This is a genomic window from Rhodanobacter sp. T12-5 (assembly GCF_008329435.1).
Classification (GTDB): Bacteria; Pseudomonadota; Gammaproteobacteria; order Xanthomonadales; family Rhodanobacteraceae; genus Rhodanobacter.
Window position 1 is genome coordinate 104,476 of record NZ_NPKN01000003.1, and the last position, 22,855, is coordinate 127,330.

At 64.6% G+C, this 22,855-nt stretch carries 21 protein-coding genes; 12 read left to right on the forward strand and 9 right to left on the reverse strand.

Features of this window, described 5'->3' with window-relative positions; translation table 11 throughout:
- The first annotated feature begins 8 nt into the window (after positions 1–8).
- From sufC to CIW53_RS08555, 3 genes are read left to right on the forward strand one after another with little or no spacing between them, the layout of a single operon-like run.
- Positions 9–773 carry a Fe-S cluster assembly ATPase SufC gene (gene sufC, locus CIW53_RS08545; RefSeq protein WP_149364297.1) on the forward strand — a complete coding sequence of 255 codons (765 nt, stop codon included), beginning with the start codon at positions 9–11 and terminating at the stop codon, positions 771–773.
- Positions 770–2,068 carry a Fe-S cluster assembly protein SufD gene (gene sufD, locus CIW53_RS08550; RefSeq protein WP_149364298.1) on the forward strand — a complete coding sequence of 433 codons (1,299 nt, stop codon included), beginning with the start codon at positions 770–772 and terminating at the stop codon, positions 2,066–2,068. The genes sufC and sufD overlap by 4 nt, the downstream gene beginning before the upstream one ends.
- A 31-nt stretch (positions 2,069–2,099) precedes the next feature.
- Positions 2,100–3,344: a cysteine desulfurase gene (locus CIW53_RS08555; RefSeq protein WP_149364299.1), complete on the forward strand. Its 1,245-nt coding sequence runs from the start codon at positions 2,100–2,102 to the stop codon at positions 3,342–3,344.
- A 146-nt stretch (positions 3,345–3,490) separates the two neighbouring features.
- Here CIW53_RS08555 and CIW53_RS08560 read toward each other — a convergent pair whose 3' ends face one another.
- The 4 genes from CIW53_RS08560 to CIW53_RS08575 are packed head-to-tail and all read right to left on the reverse strand — an operon-like array spanning position 3,491 to position 8,595.
- Positions 3,491–3,964, reverse strand: coding sequence for a spore coat U domain-containing protein (locus CIW53_RS08560; RefSeq protein WP_149364300.1), 474 nt, complete (start codon positions 3,962–3,964; stop codon positions 3,491–3,493).
- Positions 3,961–7,287: a fimbria/pilus outer membrane usher protein gene (locus tag CIW53_RS08565; RefSeq protein ID WP_149364301.1), complete on the reverse strand. Its 3,327-nt coding sequence runs from the start codon at positions 7,285–7,287 to the stop codon at positions 3,961–3,963. Before CIW53_RS08565 ends, CIW53_RS08560 begins: the two co-directional genes overlap by 4 nt.
- 23 nt (positions 7,288–7,310) lie before the next feature.
- Entirely contained in the window at positions 7,311–8,048 is a 738-nt protein-coding gene (locus CIW53_RS08570) for a fimbria/pilus periplasmic chaperone (RefSeq protein WP_149364302.1), read from the reverse strand.
- Positions 8,049–8,067: 19 nt separating this feature from the next.
- Entirely contained in the window at positions 8,068–8,595 is a 528-nt protein-coding gene (locus CIW53_RS08575) for a spore coat protein U domain-containing protein (protein ID WP_172969623.1), read from the reverse strand.
- Between the two features lie 116 nt (positions 8,596–8,711).
- Between CIW53_RS08575 and CIW53_RS17655 the strand changes: the two genes are divergently transcribed.
- The 3 genes from CIW53_RS17655 (at position 8,712) to panE (ending at position 10,964) form a co-directional block, all read left to right on the forward strand.
- Positions 8,712–8,984: a hypothetical protein gene (locus CIW53_RS17655; RefSeq protein ID WP_172969624.1), complete on the forward strand. Its 273-nt coding sequence runs from the start codon at positions 8,712–8,714 to the stop codon at positions 8,982–8,984.
- A 132-nt stretch (positions 8,985–9,116) separates the two neighbouring features.
- Positions 9,117–10,031, forward strand: coding sequence for an acyltransferase (locus CIW53_RS08580; RefSeq protein ID WP_149364304.1), 915 nt, complete (start codon positions 9,117–9,119; stop codon positions 10,029–10,031).
- Between the two features lie 3 nt (positions 10,032–10,034).
- Positions 10,035–10,964 carry a 2-dehydropantoate 2-reductase gene (gene panE / locus CIW53_RS08585; protein ID WP_149364305.1) on the forward strand — a complete coding sequence of 310 codons (930 nt, stop codon included), beginning with the start codon at positions 10,035–10,037 and terminating at the stop codon, positions 10,962–10,964.
- 179 nt (positions 10,965–11,143) lie between these two features.
- Here the strand turns inward: panE and CIW53_RS08590 are convergent, their stop codons facing one another.
- On the reverse strand, positions 11,144–13,177 hold the full coding sequence (locus tag CIW53_RS08590) for a M13-type metalloendopeptidase (RefSeq protein ID WP_149364306.1): 2,034 nt from the start codon (positions 13,175–13,177) through the stop codon (positions 11,144–11,146).
- A 164-nt stretch (positions 13,178–13,341) separates the two neighbouring features.
- Between CIW53_RS08590 and CIW53_RS08595 the strand changes: the two genes are divergently transcribed.
- Positions 13,342–13,890, forward strand: coding sequence for a GNAT family N-acetyltransferase (locus CIW53_RS08595; protein WP_149364307.1), 549 nt, complete (start codon positions 13,342–13,344; stop codon positions 13,888–13,890).
- On the forward strand, positions 13,887–14,201 hold the full coding sequence (locus CIW53_RS08600) for a non-heme iron oxygenase ferredoxin subunit (RefSeq protein WP_149364308.1): 315 nt from the start codon (positions 13,887–13,889) through the stop codon (positions 14,199–14,201). The genes CIW53_RS08595 and CIW53_RS08600 overlap by 4 nt, the downstream gene beginning before the upstream one ends.
- Positions 14,202–14,246: 45 nt before the next feature.
- On the opposite strand, the gene CIW53_RS08605 is transcribed toward CIW53_RS08600, so the two are convergent.
- From CIW53_RS08605 to CIW53_RS08615, 3 genes are all read right to left on the reverse strand, one after another.
- On the reverse strand, positions 14,247–14,786 hold the full coding sequence (locus tag CIW53_RS08605; RefSeq protein WP_149364309.1) for a GNAT family N-acetyltransferase: 540 nt from the start codon (positions 14,784–14,786) through the stop codon (positions 14,247–14,249).
- 5 nt (positions 14,787–14,791) lie between these two features.
- A complete protein-coding gene (locus CIW53_RS08610; RefSeq protein WP_149364310.1) occupies positions 14,792–15,265 on the reverse strand; it encodes an SET domain-containing protein in 474 nt (157 codons plus the stop codon).
- Positions 15,266–15,358: 93 nt separating this feature from the next.
- Entirely contained in the window at positions 15,359–15,706 is a 348-nt protein-coding gene (locus tag CIW53_RS08615) for a helix-hairpin-helix domain-containing protein (RefSeq protein WP_149364311.1), read from the reverse strand.
- Between the two features lie 215 nt (positions 15,707–15,921).
- Between CIW53_RS08615 and CIW53_RS08620 the strand changes: the two genes are divergently transcribed.
- The 4 genes from CIW53_RS08620 (at position 15,922) to CIW53_RS08635 (ending at position 19,940) form a co-directional block, all read left to right on the forward strand.
- Positions 15,922–17,340 carry a M20 family metallopeptidase gene (locus CIW53_RS08620; protein WP_149364312.1) on the forward strand — a complete coding sequence of 473 codons (1,419 nt, stop codon included), beginning with the start codon at positions 15,922–15,924 and terminating at the stop codon, positions 17,338–17,340.
- A 12-nt stretch (positions 17,341–17,352) separates the two neighbouring features.
- Entirely contained in the window at positions 17,353–18,063 is a 711-nt protein-coding gene (locus tag CIW53_RS08625; protein WP_149364313.1) for a YggS family pyridoxal phosphate-dependent enzyme, read from the forward strand.
- Positions 18,064–18,291: 228 nt separating this feature from the next.
- Positions 18,292–19,122, forward strand: a complete 831-nt coding sequence (locus CIW53_RS08630) for a C40 family peptidase (RefSeq protein WP_343192218.1) — start codon at positions 18,292–18,294, stop codon at positions 19,120–19,122.
- Between the two features lie 167 nt (positions 19,123–19,289).
- The gene (locus tag CIW53_RS08635; RefSeq protein WP_149364314.1) at positions 19,290–19,940 is read left to right on the forward strand and encodes a rhomboid family intramembrane serine protease; all 651 of its coding nucleotides are present in this window, start codon (positions 19,290–19,292) and stop codon (positions 19,938–19,940) included.
- A gap of 4 nt (positions 19,941–19,944) precedes the next feature.
- On the opposite strand, the gene rapA is transcribed toward CIW53_RS08635, so the two are convergent.
- The gene (gene rapA, locus CIW53_RS08640; protein WP_149364315.1) at positions 19,945–22,779 is read right to left on the reverse strand and encodes an RNA polymerase-associated protein RapA; all 2,835 of its coding nucleotides are present in this window, start codon (positions 22,777–22,779) and stop codon (positions 19,945–19,947) included.
- Between the last annotated feature and the right edge of the window lie 76 nt (positions 22,780–22,855).

Consider the following 22,855-nt stretch of genomic DNA (forward strand, 5'->3'; position numbering starts at 1 on the left):
TTGAAACCATGCTGAAAATCGAAAACCTCCACGCCCGCGTCGAGGGCAAGGAAATCCTCAAGGGGCTCAGCCTCGAAGTGAACGCGGGTGAGGTACACGCGATCATGGGGCCCAACGGCGCGGGCAAGTCCACGTTGGGCAATGTGCTGTCAGGCCGCGAAGGCTATGAAGTGACAGCCGGCACGGTGACCTACAACGGCATCGACCTGCTGACGTTGGCACCCGAGGCGCGCGCGGCCGCCGGCGTGTTCCTGGCGTTCCAGTACCCGGTGGAGATTCCCGGCGTCAACAACACCTATTTCCTGCGCGCGGCCTTGAACGCGCAGCGCAAGGTGCGTGGCGAGAAGGAACTCGATTCCATGCAGTTCCTCAAACTGGTACGCGAGAAGCTGAAGGTGATGCAGATCTCCGATGAGCTGCTGCATCGTGCCGTCAACGAGGGTTTTTCCGGCGGCGAGAAGAAGCGCAACGAGATCTTCCAGATGGCCGTGCTGGAGCCGCAACTGGCGATCCTCGACGAGACCGATTCGGGCCTGGACATCGATGCGCTGAAGCAGGTGGCGCAGGGCGTCAACACGCTGCGCTCGCCGCAGCGCGCGTTCCTGATGATCACCCACTACCAGCGCCTGCTCGATTACGTGGTGCCGGATTTCGTGCACGTGCTGGCCGACGGCCGCATCGTCGAGAGCGGCGACAAGTCGCTGGCGCTGAAGCTGGAGGAACACGGTTACGCAGGCATCGGTGCAAGTCATCCCGCCGGAGCCGTGGCATGAACCAGCCGGCATCCTTGCCGTTGGTCGCCTCGCTGCTGGACGCCCCGCTGCCGGCCAGCGGCCTTGGCTGGCTGGATGCGGCGCGGCGGGAAAACCGCGCGGCGTTTGCCGCCGGCGGTCTGCCCGACACGCGGGTGGAAGCGTGGAAGTACACGGCGCTGCGCGGGCTGGCCCAGCGCAGCTTTGGCAGTGGCGATGCTGCGGCGCAGACGCGTGCGGTGGATGCATCGACGCTGGCACTGCCCGGCGTGGCCGGCGTGCGGCTGGTTTTCGTCAATGGCGCATTCCGAGCCGACCTGTCCAGCCTGGACGAGCTGCCTGCGGGGCTTTCGTTGCAGCCGCTTTCGCAGGCCCTGCTTGGCGATGCCGAACCGCTGCGTTTCGCATTGTCGCGGCATTACCGCGATGTCGGCGATGCCTTCGCGCAGATCAATGCCGCCAGCGCCAGCGATGGCGTGGTATTGCGGGTCGCCGCCCACACGAAAATCGAGCTGCCGGTGCAACTTGTTTTTGTCGGTGCCGAAGCCGAGCTGGCCTGGCATGCGCGCAACGTGATCGAGCTTGGCGCGGGCGCCGAGCTCTGCCTGGTGGAGCAGCACGCCAGTAGTGGCCAACCGACGCAACTGGCCACCCTGGTCAGCGACATCGACGTGCGCGAGGGCGCGCAACTGCATCACGTCGTGCTGCAGGACGCGGGCATCGGCGCCAACCTGTTCCGCCGCAACAGCCTGCGGCTGCATGCGCGTGCACAAGCCACGCTGCATGTGCTGGAACTCGGTGGCGCACTGGTGCGGCACGACCTGCGCGCCGAACTGATCGGCGATGACGCGCAACTGCATACCCGCGGCGTGTTCATGCCGCACGGTCGCCAGCACATCGATACCCAGCTGGCGATCCGCCACCAGGCGCTGAACACGACCTCCACCTCGCACTGGCGTGGCGTCGCCAACGACCGCGCGCGCGGCGTATTCCGCGGTGCGATCGTGGTGGCTCCGGGTGCCGACGGCAGCGACGCCAACCTCAGCAACAAGAACCTGCTGTTGTCGCCGAGTGCCGAGATCGACACCAAGCCCGAGCTGGAGATCTACGCCGACGAGGTGCAGGCTGCGCACGGTGCCACCGTCGGCCAGCTCGACGAACGTTCGCTGTTCTACCTGCGCTCGCGCGGCATCCCGCTGGCCGAGGCGCGAGCCTTGCTGACCGCCGCGTTCTGCCGCGCGGTGCTGGACGATCTGCCGAACAAGGCGTTGCGTGAACACCTGTCGGGCTTGCTGATCGCGCAATTGCCCGCCTGATCTGTGCGGCACTGAACCGGAAACGTCGAAGATGAACGCACAAACCAGCACCCCCACCGTCTTCGATGTGCAGCGCATCCGCGCGGATTTCCCGCTGCTGGCGCGCACCGTGCACGACAAGCCGCTGGTGTATTTCGACAATGCCAACACCAGCCAGAAGCCGGAGTCGGTGATCGATGCGGTGAACGCGCATTACCGTCGGCACAACGCGAACGTGGCTCGTGCGGTGCATCAGCTCGGCGAAGAGGCCACGGCCGCCTACGAGGGGGCGCGCGACAAGCTGGCGCGCTTCATCAATGCGCCGTCGCGCAACGAGGTGATCCTCACTTCCGGCACCACCCAGGCGATCAACCTGGTCGCCTACAGCTACGCGCTGCCGCAATTGAAGCCCGGCGACAGCATCCTCACCACGGTGATGGAGCACCACGCCAACATCGTGCCGTGGCAGCTGGTTGCCGCGCGCAGCGGTGCGACGGTCAAGGCCGCGCCTATCGACGAGCGCGGCGAGTTGATCGTCGAGAAGTACATCGAGTTGCTGACGCCCGAGGTGAAACTGGCCTGCGTCACCCACGTTTCCAACGTGCTGGGCACGGTCAACCCGGTGCGCGAGATCGCGAAGGAATGCAGAAAGCGCGGTATCCCGTTGCTGGTCGACGGCTCGCAGGCGGTGCCGCACCGGCCAGTCGACGTGCAGGCGCTGGGTTGCGATTTCTACGCGATCACCGGCCACAAGATGCTCGGCCCCACCGGCACCGGCGCGCTGTGGGCGAAGCGCGAACATCTGGAGGCGATGCCGCCGTTCTTCGGTGGCGGCGAGATGATCCGCGAAGTGCGCTTCAGCGGCACCACCTTCGCCGCGCCGCCGCACAAGTTCGAGGCCGGCACGCCGAACATCGCCGGCTTCGTCGGCCTGGCGGCGGCGATCGACTACTACGAGTCGGTCGGTTTTGCCGCGATCCATGCATGGGAGCAGCAACTGCTGCGCTACGCCACCGAACGGTTGCACGAGATCCCTGGTCTTCGGATCTTCGGTGAGGCGGCGCAGAAGGAGCCAGTGATCTCGTTCCTTCTGGAAGGCGCCCAGGCCACCGACATGGCGACCCTGCTCGATCTGCAGGGCGTGGCCGTACGCTCAGGCCATCACTGCGCGCATCCGCTGATGCAATTCTACGGCGTGCCGGCCACGCTGCGCGTCTCGCTGGCGTTCTACAACACGCGCGAGGAAGTCGACGAGTTCATCGTCGCGTTGTTGAAGGTGCGCAAGCTGTTGATGTGACGGACGACCTCTCGCCATGGAGGATCTCCCGGCGTGACGCTTCGCGCAAAAATGCTCAAGGCATGCTGTTCTTGCGTGCGCCGAGGAAAGATGAGCGGCCGCGCCGCCGCATCACCCCGAACGTATCGCATCATCGTGGACATCGATCAGAACGTCAGCGTCACCGTGATCGCGTCGCTGTAGATGCCGATGTGCGGATTCTGCCCGGCGGGTGCCTTCCCGTATACGGTCTGGTCCACCTGCGTGCCACTGCCGCCCACCACCGTGCTTCCGCCGCTGCCATCGCCCCAGACCATGGTTTGCGTGGCGTCGGTATAGAGGTTGTAGTTCAGCCGGTAGGCGCCGTTCTGCATGGTACGTGCGGCGAAGGTTCCACCCCCGGGGCTCAGCGCGATCGTGAAGCTGCTGCTCACATCGCAAGTCACGATGACATGGCCGACGCTGTCTAGATCAATGCTGCTTTGAAAATCGTAGTTGCCGAAATCCAGCGCCTGGACGCTGAGGGTGCAGGTTGCTGCCTGAAGCGGTGCCATGGCCAGCATCCCCATCGCGACCAGCAGACATGCCAGCTTCTGACGCGCAGGGTGGCCTGCAATCGGTCTGCGCGGTGGGCGGTTCATGGAGCAATGCCATGGCAGGTGACCGGCCCCAGGCGAGGCAGCGGGTCGGTAGTTGTGGGGAAGCCTATCGTCATGTCGCAGCTCTTTCCGTTCCAGGTGGCGTGCAGTCGGCTGGTTTCGCCCAGCCCAGTCAGGTAGACCTCGCCGCGCAGGCCAACCGGGAAAGCCTCCGCATGAGTGTCGACGGTCACTTCGGCGCCGGCCGGCAGATAACTGCCGCCATCGAGCTTGATGACCACGATCGCGCCGCGCGAACGCGTGACGGGGAAGGTCAGCGCCAGCGCACTGTGATAGTACGGTACCGCATCGAGTTGCAGCCCTTCGATTTGCGCGTCCATCGGCAGGTCGGCCTGTTCGATGCGGATCGGGTTCTTCTGGTAGGGGCGCAGCCGCGGCACCAGCGCATAACCGTCGCTGTCGGTCATGCCGATCTGCTGGTTGTCGGCATAGACGCGCACCTTGGCAAAACCCGGCACCTGGACGACCGCAAAGCTGCCGTCGATGTGGCGGCTGGGGAATACCTTGCCGCTCAGCAGCGCAACCCCGCCGCGGACGGAGGCTTGATATGCCTGTCCATCCGGGCCCGACGCCACGCCCAAGGTATAGGTGCCCACATCGTTCTGCAGGCTGAGATCGGCCTGGCGGGGATCGTTCGCGGCAAGTCCTGTTTGCAGGCGATAGCCCACGCCGGTACCCACCGGCAGGCCATGCTGATACTGCACGGTGCCGTGCATGTCACCGGCGCGGGCTTGACCGCTGAAGCTGGCGCTGTCGACCGTGCCGAGCGGCACGGTGAGGTTCATGGAGAACAGCGGCGCCGCGGCGTCACCGAGAAACTGCAGTGCGGAAAGCGAGACGTATCCCAGCCAGCCGATCGAACGGCTGTAGTTGACGCCCACCAGTTCGACGTCTTCCTGGCCGCGAAAATCCTGATGCGTGTAATTCAGGCCCAGCGACCCGAAGCGACCGACATTCAAGCTCATGAATGCGCTGGAGGTTTGTCGCGGTGGGCGTGTCGATGGCGAGTAGCCCAGTTGGACGAAGCCGTCGGTGGTCAGCTGTGTGCGGGCGCCGTAGCTGAAGTAGCGCGATTGATGCTGGATGCCGAGTTCCGCCAGCGCTCCCGTGCCGGTGGCATCGTGGCTGCCGGCAAATGAAGCTGTCAGCACGCCCGCATTGCCCAGCAGTACGGTGCTCCCGATGCCAAGGGTCTGCTGCCGGCGCGTGCCCTCCACGTGCAGTTCGCCGGTAAAGTTGTCGGAAAAGCCGTGCCGCTCGGTCACGGCGGCGACCAGCCGTCCATAGTCGTTGCTGGCCAGGCCATAATTTTCGCGTGCTAAACCCAGTTCGTAGGAATAGTCGCGCAGCCCCGGCGCCAGCAGGCCGCCGCTGGCGTAGAACGGCTGCGTCACCACTTGTTCGCGGCCAAGCAGATCGCGCACCACCATGCGGATGTCGCCCTGGCCGGTGACGATGGGCAGATCCTGCACGGCAAAGGGCCCGCTCGGAACCTCGCGCCGCAGTCGCAAGACGTTGTTCACGTAGAAGTCCACGGTCGACGGTTCCGCTGCGACGCCGCCCAGCGTGGGCAGGGGAAAGCTGATGAAACCCGGCTGGGTCGCGAAGTTGGTGCCCCACTGCACGCCGCCGAAACGCACACCGCGGCCCCAACTGCTGGGCGCGCTGATCACGTCGCCAAACCGCAGGCTGGCCATGTCCGCCGGGCGGTCGTGGGTCCACGTGGTGTCCAGCCGCAACGCCCGATTGCTGCCATCCTGATGGCGCGCCAGGAACGTGCTCGAGCCGGTACCCCAACCGCCGAACACGCCCGCCTCCACGAGAGCGCTGGCGTGCGACGATCCGTGCGTGCCGCGTACGCCGAAGATGTCGTAATTGACGAAGGCGCCCGGCGGCGAAGGCGTCGGTTGGTCTCCGGCGCGCGAAACGCCGCTGAATCGGGTCGCCGTGAACTCGTTTGCCGGTACGTCCAGCAGCAGCGTGCCGTGTGACGGGTCGATGCGATAGGTCAGTCCTGCGATCGCCGACAGCGGAAGGTAATCGTCCGTACCATGGGGCACTCCGGCGACGCCGGTGGCATGGATGCGCCAGCGTTCGAGATCGGCGGCACGGACCAGCACCTTGCCGGTGGCATCCTGCAGCACCAGTACGGTGTCCTCGGGCGTGCCATTCACATGCACCTCGAACCAGGCTTCGATCAGCGCATCGCTCGTATCCCGCGATGCTGGCGCGACCGGTGCGGGCGGGACCGGCGCTGGCGTCGCCACCGCCGTATTTGAGGTCGTATCCGCTGGGGCGGACGGCGTATCCAGTGGCTGCTTCGGCAAGGACACGGTCGGAACGATGTCCACGACCAACCGATCGGCGTGACCCGCGACCGGCGCAAGATGGAAAATCTGCAGTGCGATGGCGGCCGGTGCTGTCAGATCCATTTGCGTGACGGCAGCATCACGACGGAAGCGGATGGATGTCAGAAACGGATTGCGCTTGATTTTGTCCGACAGGCCCAGCAGCACTGCATCCAGGGCTACGTCCCCCAGATCGAGGGCGAGTACTCCATCAGGCTCGGTCGGGTGGATGACGCGGGCCTGGATGGGGCGGTCCGACTCCAGCACCAGCCGGACGCGGTCCGGTACCAAGGCAGCCTGGACTGCGATCACGTGCACGGCATCCGGTACCGGCAGCACCGCCGCCGCTTCGGACGGATCCGGTCCCATGGCAGGTGCGAGGGCTGTTTGGTGCGCGGGGGTATTCCCCTTCGCTGGTTCCAGCGGGGCTCGGTAGAAATCCATGACCAGGCGATCGGCATGGCCATCGCCGGAGCGCAGGTTGAAGATCCGCGGCATGATGCTCGCCGGCGACGTCAACTCCATCCGAGTGCCACTGCTTGTTGGGGACATCCTGACGCCCGTGATGAAGGGATTGTTCGCGCCGACCGCCCGGCCCAGCCCGGCGAGGGTCGGGTCCATGGCGACATCATCGAGATCGACGACCAGCGTGCCGGTACGTGCGTCATGCCCCATCCGGGCGTGGATCGGCTTGTCCGATTCCAGCACCAGCCGGGTGTGTTCCGCATCCAGGCCCACACGCACGGCCCGTACCTCGACCGCCGCTTTCGACGTGTCGGGCATGATCGCCAGCAGCACGGCAAGGCAGGCGATGGTGGAGCCGGTCTTGTGCGCGGGTTTGAACGGACGACGGAGGTCGGCACGCGGGCCGGCACGCCGGGAGACTGGTGTGGCGGCGGTGGACCCCGAACGCGTCATCTTCCGCCGGGCGCGGATCGCACCCGTTCGGAGTGCCATGGCGGCATCTGGATCACCTCCAGCTACCGTCCGGCCACAACCAGATCGGTCTGGATTACGCCTGTTTCAGCTTCGGCGGTGAGGCGCAGATGCGTTCCGCTGGCGACATTCGTATCCACGACCCAATCATGCGAGGCCCCAGGCAGCACGTACACGGTTCCGCCGGACATATGCAACGGCTCGGCATTTATTCCGGTGGTTAGTTTGAATGCGCTCAGGCGTGCATGGGCCAGGCCCCGATTAGTCGCTCGAATGCGGATATGTCCCTTTTCCGAGACCGCCGCTTGCCATTCCAACCGGGGCACCGCCGCGGCGTTGGGTTGGATGAACAAAGGCAGGCTGATCCGCAGGGCCAAGCGCAACCCCTTGAAACCAGGCCGGGGTGGTGGCGGGATCTCGCGAAGAAACAGGCGGTACGAACGTTCCGCGTGCGCATCGGGCGGGCGCCGCGAGCCCACGCGAATGACTTGGGTACCGCCCGCCGGCAGGGTGAAAATGGGAGGGGTTGCCAGGATGTCCGGCGCGGGCGCAAAGGTGTCAATGCCGTTCGGCTGTGACCAGACCATGGCTTCCAACTGGATCACGGTGGGATCCGCGCCCGTGTTGCGCACGGTAAGGGCGCTGACCGGTCGAAGGCTGGATAGCGTCGGATTGACGGGACTGACCTGGAACGAACCCGCCGAAGCTGTCGCCACCGTCGCCGCCGCCAGAAAAAACACCAGGCCACAAAGGGCCCGGCGTGTTGAACGTTGGTTGCACATCTGTTTTTATCTTTTGATGTCAGAAGGATACTGTCGCCGTCACCGTGTCGGTGTAAGCACCTGCAATGGCAGTTGTTTGCAAAGCAGTCAGGACACCGTAGACCGTGACCGAGTCCGCGCCGCCGGTGGCCGGAGCGGGTGCGGTGTAGCTTGCAGTGGTATCTCCCCAGACAGTGGTATTACCCGCGTCCTGGTACAGGAAATAAGCCAATTTAGTTCCGGCGTTGTCCATTTGACGTTCCGGTGCCACGCCGGTGCTGGTGCCCGTGGGGTTCAGTCCCTGGTCGAGTGCAATTTTGACCGAGGGGGTACCTGCCGTGCAGGTGGTGGCGACCGTGCCGGTACCGGTTGCATCAGTGGCTGACTGAGGATCGTAGGCGCCGAAATCGAGAGCCCCGGTGACCGCAATGCTGCAGCTTGCAACGACATTGGCGGAGACCGTCATGGTGTCGGTGGTAGCCGCGGTGGCCGTGCCACCCAGAGCGGCGAATGCCACAATCATGGCCGCGACCATGGCGGAACGCGTAAAGCGGGTGTTGGAATGCATGTTTGTTTTCCCCTGTAAGTAATATGACCGCCATTTCGGTGGCGGATCAACTACGAAATGCAGCATGGTTGAAGGAATTGTCGAATAACGTGTCGTAGCGTACGGAAAGCCTAATCGTGTTCCAGACCGCTTTGAAACCATATGCAAGAAAATTCAGAAGCAAGAAATGGGCTAAAACGCGAGTTGCGGGCTCAGGAATATTTCGAACCGAAGAAAATGTGATGGACATCTCATTTTCTTCGGGTGCACGGGAGGCCGGTTTGTTGCTTGAATCTGAACCGTATCTCCCTTGTCAATTTATCGGCGTCGAAGAAAAACTCTTGAGGCCACTTGGTGGCAAACGGCTGTCGCACGAATGCTGTCCAGAACAGGCAATGAAGCCTCCGTAGCCCGCTGCTTGCGGCGGCCGTCGCTGATTTCTACTACGCGAAACCGGATGGCTGAAATCGCCGGGTCGACGTCCGCTGCAATGGGCCGACCGAACGGCTATTCTTGGACCTTCTTCGCTGTTCTGGCTTTCGATGTTTGCCTTGCTTCCCGGCTTTATCCGCATGCCGTTGGCAATGCTGCTGCTTGCACTCAACACTGTCCTGCATGTGCTGGCACTTTTTGCGTTGACCTTGTGCAAGCTGCTGTTGCCGATGCCTGCGACCCGTCTTGCCTGTTCGCGCGCGCTGGTCGCCGTCGCGGAAAGCTGGATCGCGGTCAACAATGGATTATTCGACGGTTTCACCCATACGCGCTGGCAGGTCGAAGGGCTTGCCGACCTGCGCCGCGATGGCAATTATCTGGTGCTGTGCAATCACCAGAGCTGGGTGGACATCCCGGTGCTGCAGAAAATCTTCAATCGACGCATCCCGTTCCTGCGCTTCTTTCTCAAGCAGGAGCTGATCTGGGTACCGCTGCTGGGGGCCGCGTGGTGGGCGCTGGATTTCCCGTTCATGAAGCGCTACTCCCGCGAGACGCTGGCTAGGCATCCCGAGCTCCAAGGCAAGGACAGGCAAGCCACTCGGCGCGCCTGCGAGAAATTCCGCCACATGCCGGTGTCGGTGATGAACTTCGTCGAGGGCACGCGCTTCACGCCGGCCAAGCATGACGCGCAATCCTCACCGTATCGCTACCTGTTGCGGCCAAAAGCCGGCGGGTTGGCTTTCGTGCTCGACGCGATGGGCGACGCGTTGCACGCGATCCTCGACGTCGCCATCGTCTATCCCAACGGGCCATGCACCATGATGGATCTGATCGCGGGACGCGTGCGCGATATCCGCGTGCACGTGCGCGAGCTGCCGATCGGCGGCGAGTGGCGCGGCGACTACGAACAGGACGCGATGTTTCGCGAACGTTTCCAGGCGCGGGTGAACGCGCTGTGGAACGAGAAGGACATGCTGATCGGACGCATGCACCAGTCGTCGGGCGATACCACCACGGGAGTTTGAGTCATGCGCATCCTGGTAGTCGGTGCCGGTGCCACCGGTGGCTATTTCGGCGGTCGCCTGTTGCAGCACGGGCGCGACGTGACGTTTCTGGTGCGCGCGAGACGTGCAGCACAACTGGCGCAGCATGGCCTGTCGATCCACAGCGTCACCGGCGATGCCGGCATGCCGTCGCCACCGACCGTGCTGGCGAGTGACCTGCACGAGCCGTACGACCTTGTCCTGCTGAGTTGCAAGGCGTACGGCCTGGAGCAGGCGATGGCGGACATCGCGCCGGCGGTGGGACCGCAGACGGCAATCCTGCCGCTGCTCAACGGCATGCGCCAGCTGGATCTTCTGGACGAACGCTTCGGTGCCGGACATGTACTCGGCGGGCAGTGCGTGATCGCTGCCACGCTGGACGAGCACGGTGCCGTGCACCATCTCAATCAGTTGCATGGCCTTACCTTCGGCGAGCGCGACGGCAGCATGTCGCAGCGCATGCAGCAGGTCACGCAGAGTCTTTCCGGTGCCGGTTTCGATGCGCGTCCCAGCAGCACGGTGCTGCAGGACATGTGGGACAAGTGGGTATTCCTGGCCTCGCTGGCCGGCATCACCTGCCTGATGCGGGGCTCGGTGGGTGCCATTGCCGCTGCGCCCGGCGGCAGCGCAGCGGCGCTTGCCCTGCTCGAAGAATGCCGGGCGGTCGCCGAGCGTGCAGGCCATGCGCCGGGCGACGCCACCATGCAGCGCGCACGCGAAGCGTTGACCGCCGCCGGCTCGAGCCTGACCGCGTCGATGCTGCGCGATCTGCAGCACGGCTACGCGATCGAGGCCGATCACGTGATCGGCGACATGCTGGCGCGTGCCGGCCAGCCGCACGACGGGCACTCGCTGCTGGCGCTGGTCTACGCGCACATGAAGGTGTACGAGGCAGGCCGGATGCCATTGGCCTGACCGGCAGAGCAGCAGACATTTTTAGACACGACAGATCCGGACCGAAAAGCCGCGACTTGATGGCCGCGGCTTTTTTTGGTGACCCCTGAATGCACGTTCCCGTGAAAACCCTTCGGGGTCACTGGCTCTGCATCAGCGAACGATGAACGTGCATCCCGCCGCATCAACAAGCTTTACGCTTACCAGATCTTCACCTGCTTCTCGCCGTCGCGCACCATCGCGTCGCCGCTCTTGCACTGAAATGCGTTGGCGAATTCCGGCATGTTCGACGGTGCGCCGATCGCGCGGAATTTCGCCGGTGCGTGCGGATCGGTGTTGAGCAGGGTGATCTGAGCCTTGGGGCGGATGTTGCCGCGCCACACGCGTGCCCAGTTGAGGAAGAAGCGCTGGTCCTGGGTATAGCCGTCGATCTTGCGGTTCGCCTCGGCGGGGTTCTTCGTCAGCGCCATCTGCAGTGCGGTGTAGGCCGCGTTGAGGCCGCCGAGATCGCCGATGTTCTCGCCCATGGTGAGCTGGCCGTTGACGTGCTTGCCGGGCAGCGGTTCGTAGGCGTCGAATTGCGCGGCGAGTTTTGCCGTGCGCGCCTCGAACGCCTTGCGGTCGGCGTCGGTCCACCAATTGACGTTGTTGCCGTGGGCGTCGAACTTGCTGCCCTGGTCGTCGTAGCCGTGGCCCATCTCGTGGCCGATCACCGCGCCGATGCCACCGTAGTTGATTGCGTCATCCGCCTTGGCGTCGAAGAACGGCGGCTGCAGGATCGCCGCCGGAAACACGATCTCGTTTTTCTGCGGGCTGTAATAGGCGTTCACCGTCTGCGGCGTCATGCCCCATTCGTCGCGGTCGACCGGCTTGCCGATCTTGGCGACGCGGTAGTCGTAGTTGAATTTTTCCGCCGCCTGTACGTTGGCGTAGTAGTTGTCCGCGGTCAGGTCGAGGCCGGACCAGTCGCGCCACTTGTCGGGATAGCCGATCTTCGGCACGAAGGTAGCCCATTTCTGCAGCGCCTTCTGCTTGGTTGCATCGCTCATCCACGGAAGGTTCTCGATGCGCGTCTTGTAGGCGGCGCGCAGGTTGTTGACCAGTTCCTCGGCGCGCTGTCTGGAGACGGGCGAGAAATTGTCGGCGACGTACAGCTGACCCAGTGCCATGCCCATGCCGCTATTGGTGGTTTCCAGCACGCGCTTCCAGCGTTCCTTCATCTTCTTCTGGCCGTTCAGCGTCTGCTCGTTGAACGCGAAGTCCTCGTGCTGGAACGGCGCGGACAGGTACGGTGCGGCATGGTCGATCGCGTGGTAGCGCAAATACGCCTGCCACTCGGCCAGTGGCACGTCGCCGAGCATCTTTTCGACCTCGGCGAAGAATCGCGGCTGCGAGAGCGAGAAGCCGTTCTTCACATCGGCTCCCTGGGCCTTGAAGAACGCGGCCCAGTCGAAGCTCGGCGTCACCTTGTCGGCGTCGGCGATGCTGACGTAGTTATAACGGTTTTCCGGTTTGCGCATCTGCACCGGCGGCAACGAGGCGGCAGCGAGGCGCGTCTCGAACGCCAGCACCGACTTGGCCTGTCGTTGCGCGTCCGCGGTGCCGGTGCCTGTCAGTTCGAGCAGCTTGGCGATATGCGCCACGTAGGCGGTGCGGATCTTCGCGTAATCGGGCTTGCTGTAATAGTCGACGGTCGGCAGGCCGAGCCCGCCCTGGCCGGCGTAGGCGATTTCGCGGTTGGAATCCTTGAAGTCGGCGTTGCCACCGAAGCGGAACAGTACCGGTTCGCCAGCGGCGTAACTGTCGCGGATATAGCCGACCACGTCGGCGCGATTCTTCAGCCCGTCGATGCGTGCGAGCTGCGGCTTGATCGGATCGAAGCCGGCCTTGTCGATGCTCGCCTCGTCCATGCCGGAGGCGTACAGGTAGCCGATTTTCTGCTCGATCGATCCGGGCTTCGCGGTGGCGGCATGGCTGGCCGCGTTCTCGACGATCTTGTGCTGCACCTTGAGGCTGTCCTCGCGCAGCAGGTCGAACGAGCCCCAGCGGGTGCGGTCGTCGGGGATCGGATTGGCCGCCACCCATTTCGCATTGACGAAGCCATTGAAGTCCGTGCAGGGACCGATCTTGCCGTCGAGTTGCTGCACATTGAATGCAGTGGACGCGGCAGCGGTGCCGGCGAACAGGGCAATGCCGACGGCGAACGCCAGCGGTTTCATGAGGCGGTGTTTCATGGATGTTTCCCTGGCACGCTGTGGCGTGCGAATGCTGGCCGATGGAACCTCCACCGTAGGCAGGCAGCGCTTGCTGCAGACAGTGTCGAAGGTCATGGTCGGGTGCCGCTGGCGGCTGCTGCAGATCATGGCAAGGCTTGCGGCGAGGGCATTATCATCGCGGCATGAACGAACCTTCCCGTGTTGCTTTTCGCCTGGCTGTCGCCAAGGACATCCCCGCCATCGTGGCGCTGGTCGAGTCGGCCTATCGTGGCGAATCGGGCCGGCGCGGCTGGACCACCGAGTCGGCATTGCTGGATGGCCGTCGCACCGACGCCACCTCGGTTGCCGAGTTGGTGGATCGTCCCGACAGCTGCGTGCTGCTGGCCGAAAGCACCGGAAGGCTGGTTGCCAGTGCACATGTGGAGCGGCAGGGTGGTTCGGGCTATTTCGGCATGTTCGCGGTCGACCCCGAGTTGCAGGGTGGGGGCCTCGGCAAGACGGTGTTGGCCGAAGCCGAACGGATCGCGCGCGAACGGTGGCAATGCGGCGCGATGCGCATGACCGTGATCGAACAGCGTACCGAGCTGATCGCCTGGTACGAACGTCGCGGCTATCGCCGCACCGGCGAATACCAGCCGTTTCCGTACGGTGACGAGCGCTTCGGCATCCCGCGTCGCGACGATCTGCGCTTCGAGGTGATGCTGAAGGAATTCAGCGGGGCCGCGGCATGAACGGCTGGGTCAAGGTCGGCACGCGCAGCGAATTCCTGCCGGGCGAATACAAGGTGGTGTGGGATGGCGACACGCCGATCGCGGTCTACAACATCGACGGCGCGCTCTACGCGGTCGAGGACACCTGCACGCATGACGGCGGCGACCTGGCCGGTGGCGAGGTGTTCGGTTTCGAGGTCGAATGCCCGCGCCACGGCGCGCGCTTCGACCTGCGCACCGGTGCCGTGACGAAACCGCCAGCCTACGAGCCGATCGCCAGCTTCCCGGTGCGCGAGGAAGACGGTGTCATCTGGACGCGTGACGACCGCTGAGGGGCCAACGTCCAGCAGTGCGGTTCAGGCGTAGGTGCCGCGGATTCAGGCGTAGGCGCGGCGATGCGCGCGGTGCGGTGGGTAATAGGCAAACACGTGGCTGTCGGTGCCGTAGAAATCCATGTCTTCGATGTGTTCGCCACCGAGGCGTTCGGCAACCCGGTCGGAAGCCTCGTTGCCGATCCGTACCAGGCTGATCACTCGCGGTACGCGCAACTGATGCCAGGCAAACTCGAGCACGGCATTGCCCGCTTCGGTGGCATAGCCATGGTGGCGGTGCTCCGGCTTCAACATCCAGCCCATTTCCAGGTCCGGCCAGCCGTCGGGATACATCAGGCCGGCGCGACCGATGAACTCGCCACTGCTTTTCAGCTCCAGCGCCCACATGCCGTAGCCGCGCAACTGCCAGTGGCCGAGCAACATGGCCAACGAACGCCAGGCATTGGTGCGATCCAGCGGTTGGCCGTCCCCGACCCAGCGCGTGCTCTCCGGGTCGGCCAGCATCGCGGCGTAGTCGTTGAAGTGCTGTTCGGTCAGCGCAGTCAGGCGCAGGCGCGCCGTTTCGAAAGTCGGGATATCAAACATCACAATCAGCGATCGGTAGCAGCCAGCAGTTCGACCAGGGCGCGCGTACTGCTGGCAAGGCTCTCTTGCCAGGACAGGCCGATGATTGTCTCACCTGTGACCGAATCGACAAAATCCTCGGCCTGTCCGGGCGGGAGCAGGTGCCGGTAGTCCACTGTAACTTCGGTGCCAGCGGGCAATTCGGCTAGCGCAAACACGAAGCCCAGGTGCCACAACCCGTTCGGCGCGAAGCTGTGGTTGATATAGCACTCGTCGGGCCAGTCCGGCGACAGCGTGTAGCGGTCCTCGAACCAGCGGGCGCTGGCGTGGAACTGGGCGGCGAGTTCCGGCGCGGCGATGATATCGGCATGCCGGAAGGTCCGATCGATGCCATCGGGTGCGGTGATGACGCGCCCGGCAGCCACGGTTTCATCGAGGAACAGACCCTTGCCCGCACCGCTGATGGCGGACGCGGCGATGTGGTAACGCGGCAGGATCATGGCGGCACGGCGGCAGGATGGGCGCGCGAGTGTAGCGCATGCGGCGCGACCCGCCATGGGTCGCGCCGCATGGCGCTGCCGGCCATGGTCGCGCTACTTTTCAGCCGCCGCCTTGCCGGCCTTGTGCACGGTCTTGGCGGCCATGTCCGGCTTGGCGACGGTGTCGGCCGCGCCATCGGCGAGCAGGATGGCGCTGCGGTTACGTTCGATCGTGGCCTTGCCGATGCCCTTCACGTGGCGGAGATCGTCGGCTTTCTTGAAGGGGCCGTGGGCCGTGCGCCAAGCCACGATGGCCTCTGCTCTGGATTGACCGATGCCATCGAGCGACTTGGCGATGGTGGCGGCATCGGCCTGGTTGATGTTGACGGGCGTGGCGGCGAACAGCAGGCCCGGCACGGCAAGGGCCAGCGCGAAGCCGAATGCGGCGAATTTGTGAAACATGGCCTTCCTCCTTGAGTGGTGATCGCGGCATCGGGATGCCGCAAGCCCACTTTCGGTGCTGGCGGCCACCCGCGCAGTCGGGCGCGCGTCTATGCCAGCGTGCGCGACGATCGTCGGCCCGCGTGGGCGCTGACCGGAAGCCGTGTGGGCGCTGACGGAGGTCCCGCCAGGTCGCGCTGCTACAATGCCCGCCTGATTGCCTACGGAGTTTGACCATGGATACTGCCCGGCTTTCCCGCTTTGTCAGCGGATTGTGGGACGACGAGATCGTGCCGCAGCTGGTTGAATACATTCGTATTCCCAACAAATCGCCGATGTTCGACAAAGACTGGGTGGCGCACGGCTACATGGATGCGGCGGTCAAGCTCATGGAAACCTGGGCACGCTCCAAGCTCGCCCAACTGCCAGGCGCCACGCTGGAAGTGGTGCGGCTGGAAGGACGCACGCCGCTGATCTACATCGACGTGCCGGGGCAGGGCGACGATACCGTCATGTTGTACGGCCACCTCGACAAGCAGCCGGAAATGACCGGCTGGAACGAAGGCCTCGGCCCGTGGACGCCGGTGCTCAAGGGCGACAAGTTGTACGGCCGCGGCGGTGCCGACGACGGCTACGCGATCTTCGGTTCGCTGGCCGCGCTGCTGGCGCTGCACGAGCAGGGCATTGCGCACGCACGCTGCGTGGTGATGATCGAGGCCTGCGAGGAATCGGGCAGCTACGACCTGCCGTTCTACGTCGACCACCTCGCCGACCGCATCGGCAGCCCGTCGCTGGTGGTGTGCCTGGATTCGGGCTGCGGCAACTACGACCAGTTGTGGCTGACCACTTCATTGCGGGGCATGACCGGCGGCAACCTCACCGTGCAGGTGCTGGAAGAAGGCGTGCATTCGGGTGACGCATCCGGTGTGGTGCCGTCCAGCTTCCGCATCCTGCGCGACCTGCTCTCGCGGCTGGAGGATCCGGAAACCGGCACGATCAAGCCGAGGGAGCTGTACGTCGACATCCCGCAGCAGCGCATCGATCAGGCCAAGCTGTCGGCCGAAGTGCTGGGCGAGGACATCTACAACAAGTTTCCATGGGTGGACGGCATGCAGCCGGTCACCAAGGACCTGGCCGAGCTGGTGCTCAACCGCACCTGGCGCCCGCAACTGGCGGTAACCGGCATCGGCGGTATTCCGCCGCTGGAAAGCGCCGGCAACGTGCTGCGCCCGTTCACCTCGGTGAAGCTCAGCCTGCGCGTGCCGCCCACGCTGAGCGGTGCGAAGGCCGGCGAGTTCGTCAAGCAGTTGCTGGAGAAGGATCCACCGTACGGCGCCAAGGTCAGCTTCACCCTGGAAAAGGACGGCAGCGGCTGGAACGCGCCGGCACTCTCGCCGTGGCTGGAGCAGGCGGTCAGCGACGCTTCGCAGCATTATTTCGGCGCACCGGCCACCTACATGGGCGAGGGCGGCAGCATCCCGTTCATGGGCATGCTGGGCGAAAAATTCCCGAAGGCACAGTTCCTGATCACCGGCGTCCTCGGTCCGCATTCCAATGCGCACGGCCCGAATGAATTCCTGCACATCCCCACCGGCAAGAAGGTCAGCATGGTAGTGGCCGAAGTCGTGGCGCGGCACCATCAACAAGGTGGGTAAAGCTGACCGGGCATGACAACGGACACCGCTTATCTGGCTGCCAACTGGGCGCTGATCCGTCGGCGCGTCGATGATGCCTGCCGCGAGGCCGGGCGCGACCCGGCCTCGGTGGACATCCTGCCGGTCAGCAAGACCTTCGGGCCGGAGCTGGTCCGGGCCGCCGTGGGGTTGGGGTTGCGCCGCTTCGGCGAGAACAGGGTGCAGGAAATTCGGGAAAAATCGGAGGCGCTGGCGGATTGCGCCATCGACTGGGTCGTGATCGGCCACCTGCAGACCAACAAGGTCAGGGACGTGGCGCGCCTGGCCGCCGAGGTGCAGTCGCTGGATCGGCTGGAACTGGCCGATGCGCTGGATCGGCGATTGCAACAGGAATGCCGCGCGATCGACGTGCTGGTACAGGTCAAGACCTCGTCCGAGGCGGCCAAGTCCGGACTGCCTCCGGAGCAGTTGGGTGTGTTCCTTGGCGCGTTGCGCAACCACCACAGTTTGCGGGTTCGCGGCCTGATGACCATGGCAACCCATACCGGTGAACCCGCCGAGGTGCGGCGCTGCTTCGACCTTTTGCGTGAATTACGTGATCGCTCAATGGAGCAAGGTCATGATTTGTCTAGGCTTTCCATGGGCATGAGTGGGGATTTCCCGCTTGCTGTCGCCGCTGGAGCGACCGAGGTGCGCATCGGCACGGCCATTTTTGGCCGCCGCGCCCCCATGAACCGCCAATAAGTCCGCTGCGCCGTCCCGGGCAACCCGGATCGTTGCGACTTCAAGGGAATATTCATATAATTCAAAAGGTTGGATGAAGTGTGCGCCAGGTCGCTGTTTTCAAAACGACAGGGTCCAGTTAACCTCGATCCAACATATGCATGCCGTCTTCTTGTTAAGTTCACTGGATCGTAACGTCGTCAGCTCCGCAGGCGGCCAATCCTGTGAACTACAAGGGATTTCTCCCGCATGGCCCCAAAGCGATTGACCGTTGTTGCCGCACTCGTCTCGGTATTGTTTTTATCCGGTTCGCTGCAAGCGAAGACCGCTACGCCCAAGCTGCACCGTGCGCATCACTCGCAGGCCAAGGCTCGTGTTCATCACGGCAGAACCGGCCACCACGGCAAGACAGTCGCGCACAGCAAGGTTCATGCGCATGCGCATGCGAATGCAGGTACGGTTCTCGAAGCGTCTTCCGCCGTAGCCGCCACGATAATGCCGCCGCAGCTGAATCTGCGTCCGCTGTTTGGTCTGACCCCGCCCGCCACCTCCTACGGCATGTTGGTTGCACACGCCGACAAGCCGGCGTCGGCAGTTGTTGCAGTGGCGGCAACCAATGAAGAGCAAGCCGGCAGCGATGCCGAAGCGCCGCCCACTGCTGACGGAAACATTACCGACCTGCGCAAGGCATTGATCGCCCTGGCAATGAAGCTGCGCGATACCCGCTACGTTCGTGGTGGCCATGACCCGTCCACCGGGTTCGATTGCAGCGGTTTCGTCCGCTATGTGTTTGCCCATGCGGTCGGCATGCAATTGCCCACCAATTCGGCTGCGCAGTTCCTGGCGGGCCTCAAGGTCAAGCGGGCCGACATGAAGCCGGGCGACCTGGTGTTTTTCCGTACCCACGGCAAGCGGCGCATTTCGCATGTCGGCATCTACATTTCGAATGGTCGTTTCATTCATTCCCCCACCACCGGCAAATCGGTGGAGATTTCCAGCCTGAACAGCGGCTACTGGGCCAAGCGCTTTGCCGGTGCAAAGCGACCGGAGGCCATGGCGCAGGTCGCGTCCAAGGGCTGAGCGCCGGGGCGATTCGCGAAGGCCGCCGCGAGGCGGCCTTTTTCATGGGTGGCATCGACGACTGCCGATTTGAACGATTCTCGCGGTTCGGGGTCCTCACGGGGCCATGGCTGGCGGCGTCACGCAGTCGTCGTTACGCTTGTCGCTGATCTTCCGGAAACCGCCTGATGCCTTTTGACTTGCCGCCCGTTACGCGAAACCTGTTGATCGCCAACGTTGTCGTTTTCCTGCTGCAGCAAATATTCGGGGATGCCTTGCTGCAATATTTCGCGTTGTGGCCGTGGGGGCCGGACCAGGTATTCCAGGTCGGCCAGGGCCTCGTCTCGATCGGCTTTCGCCCCTGGCAGCTGATCACCTACGCCTTCATGCATGGCAGCGTGACCCACATCCTGTTCAACATGGTCGCGTTGTACATGTTTGGCGGCGCGATCGAGCGCACCTTCGGCGCGCGCAATTTCACTGTCTATTACTTCGTGTGCGCGATCGTTGCCGCGGTGGCCCAGTTGATCGTCGTGCACTGGTTCACCCACGGCTTCTATCCCACACTGGGTGCTTCGGGTGCAATCTTCGGCTTGCTGCTAGCGTTCGGCATGCTGTATCCGCACGAGAAAGTGATGCTGATCTTCCTGCCGGTGCCGATGCCGGCGTGGTTGTTCGTGATCGGCTACGCGGTGGTGGAACTGGTGATGGGCGTCACCGGCACCCAGGCCGGCGTCGCGCATTTCGCCCACCTGGGCGGCATGCTGGGCGGCTATGTACTGATCGAATACTGGCGCGGGCGGCTGCCGCTCAAGCCGAAGCGGTATCTCCGGCGCTGAGCCGTCAGCGCAGCGCGAGGAAGTCCCCGCTGACCACGAAACGCACCGCATCCAGGCGCAGGCGCGATTGCGGCAACGCCGCCAGCAACTGCGCGCGCTCCTCGACCACGGCGGTGATCTCGGCTTCGCTGACCGACGGATTCACCGCCCGCAATGCGAGCAGGCGCGACAACTCCGCGTCCAGCGTCTCGGTGACCAGGTTCACGGCGTCGTCGATGCGGGCCTTGCCGCGTTCGCCGGCCAGTGTCTCGGCACGCGCGAGCATGGGCGGTACCAGCTTGCCGAGAAACTTGCGGTAGCGCGCCACTTCGATCGTGCGCGTGGCGGCCCGCCGCAGCGAGGTTTCGCTCGGCTGGAAATCGACGCGTTCGGCCAGCCGGGTATCCATGGTGATCACGATCGGCAAGGTCGGCAGGAAGCGCTCGGCGTCAAGCCGACGATCGGCTACACATTCGAGCAGGTAGACCGCCTGCAGCAGCGCGCTGCGCGCCGGCAACTCGTCGTCGACCATGAACGCGGCATTGCCCTGTTCGCTGGACAGCGCCAGATCCAGCGCGCCGGCGACCAGTGGGTGGTCGAGCCGCAACAGCGGCAGCTCTTCGCGCGCCAGCGCCACGTCGCGCGCGAACGTCACCGACTGCGGGCCTTCGGCGAAGCCGGGCAGGGCATCGGTGGACAGATATTGCGGGTCGAGCAGAAGCACCTGGCCACCGAGTTCCTCGGGGTGGATGCCGAAACCCTCCAGTAGCCGCTGCACGAAGGCGTCGCGGCCCGGATCGAAATCTTCGCGGGCGAACGCCTGCTGCAGTTCGTCGGCGTGCAGGTCGCGGCTGGCGGCCAGTTCGAGCAGATGATCGCGGCCGCCACGGATCAGTTCCGCCATCTGCTCGTGGCTGGAGCGGGTCTCGGCCAACAGTACGTCCAGTTCCTGGTCGCGGTTGTCGTCGCCGCGGGCGTGTTCATCCGCCAGTCGCGCCAGCGGTTCACCGTAACGGCGCAGCAGTTCGCGGCCGTCGGCCGGGCTCATGCGGAAGGCATCCACGCCTTCGTCGTACCAGCGTGCCAGCACGTGCTGGGCGCTGTCGGCGACGGCGAGGATGTGGATGTTGATGTCATGCTTCTGCCCGATCCGGTCGAGCCGGCCGATGCGTTGTTCGAGCAGGTCGGGATCAAGCGGCAGATCCCACAGGATCAGCCGGTGCGCAAACTGGAAGTTGCGGCCTTCCGAGCCGATCTCCGAGCACAGCAGCAGGCGCGCGCCGTCGGGCTGGGCGAAGTAGGCGGCATTGCGGTCGCGCTGGATGATGCCGAGGCCTTCGTGGAAGCGTGCCACCCCGACGCCGCTGCGGGTGCGCAGTACTTCTTCGAGCGCCAGCACCTTGGCCTGGCTGCGGCAGATCAGCAGGAACTTGTCCTGCGGGTGAGCGTCGAGCAGGGCGATCAGGGTGTCGATGCGCGGGTCGGCGCTGTAGTCGATTTCGATCAACGCCGGTGGCTGCTGAATGTCGGCGTGGAATTCGGCCAGCAACGCCTGGCGCGTGCTTTCCTCGACCGTGTCGGCATCCAGCAGGTGCCATTCGGGCAAGCGCTTGGGAAAGCCGCCGACACCAGCACGGTTGTTGCGGAACATCGCGCGTCCGGTGCCGTGGCGGTCGATCAGCGCGGCCAGCAGTTCGCGGGCGTTGGCGGGTTTCATCGATCCGGCGAGTTGTGCGGTGAGCGTCTCGTCGCCGTGAAACGCTTCGGCCAGGGCTGCGCGCTGTGCGTCGTCGAGCGGCTCGCGGTCGAGCAACCGGTCGGCGATCTTCGACAGCGCCTGATAGGTATCGGCCTCTGCCAGGTAGCCGTCCAGATCGTGGTAACGCTGCGGATCGAGCAGGCGCAGGCGCGCGAAGTGGCCACTGCGGCCCAGCTGTTCCGGCGTGGCGGTGAGCAGGATCACGCCGGGAATCCTGGCAGCCAGCTGCTCCACCATCGTGTAGCGCGGACTGGCCACGTCCGGCGACCAGGCCAGGTGATGCGCCTCGTCGACGACCAGCAGATCCCACGGGGCATCGAGCAGTTGCTGTGCATGCTTCGGCGAATTTTCCAGGAAGCCGAAGTCGGCGATGACCAACTGCTCGTCTTCGAACGGGTTGCCGTCGTCCTGCTCCAGTGCTTCGCAGCGCTCCTCGTCGTAGATCGCGAAGCTGAGGTTGAAACGCCGCAGCATTTCGACGAACCACTGGTACACCAGCGTGTCGGGCAACAGCAGCAGCACGCGCGAGGCACGGCCGGTTGCGAGTTGGCGGGCGATGATCATGCCCGCTTCGATGGTCTTGCCCAGGCCGACCTCGTCGGCCAGCAGGACCCGTGGCGGGCGGCGGGCGGAGGCGATGCCGGCGACGCGCAACTGGTGCGGCACCAGGCCGATGCGTGCGGCACCCAGGCCCCACATCGGCGAACGGCGTGCCTCGGCACGCCGTTTGAGGCCTTCCAGGCGCAGCTCGAACTGCGCCACCGGATCGGTGCGGCCCCCGATCAGGCGGTCGTCGGCCTGGCTCACGCTCTGCTCGTCGTCGAGCTGGCCTTCCTCCAGCTCGCGGCCTTCGCCGCGATAGATGAGCAGGCCTTCGCGAATTTCCACCCGCTCGACCAGGAATGCGATGCCCTTGCCGGCGACGCGCTGGCCGGCGCGGAACTCGGCGCGCAGCAGCGGTGCCGAGTCCATCGCATAGGGGCGCAGCACCCCGGCCTTGGCGAACAGCACCTGCACGCCGCGTCCTTCGACGCGCAGTACGGTGCCGAGGCCGAGTTCGGGTTCGGCGGAGGAGATCCAGCGTTGACCAGGTACGAACATCATTCAGCCGTGTTGCATCAAAGGGCCGGTAATTATCCGCCCCGCAACGCGTGCTGGGAACAGCCGGCAATACGCA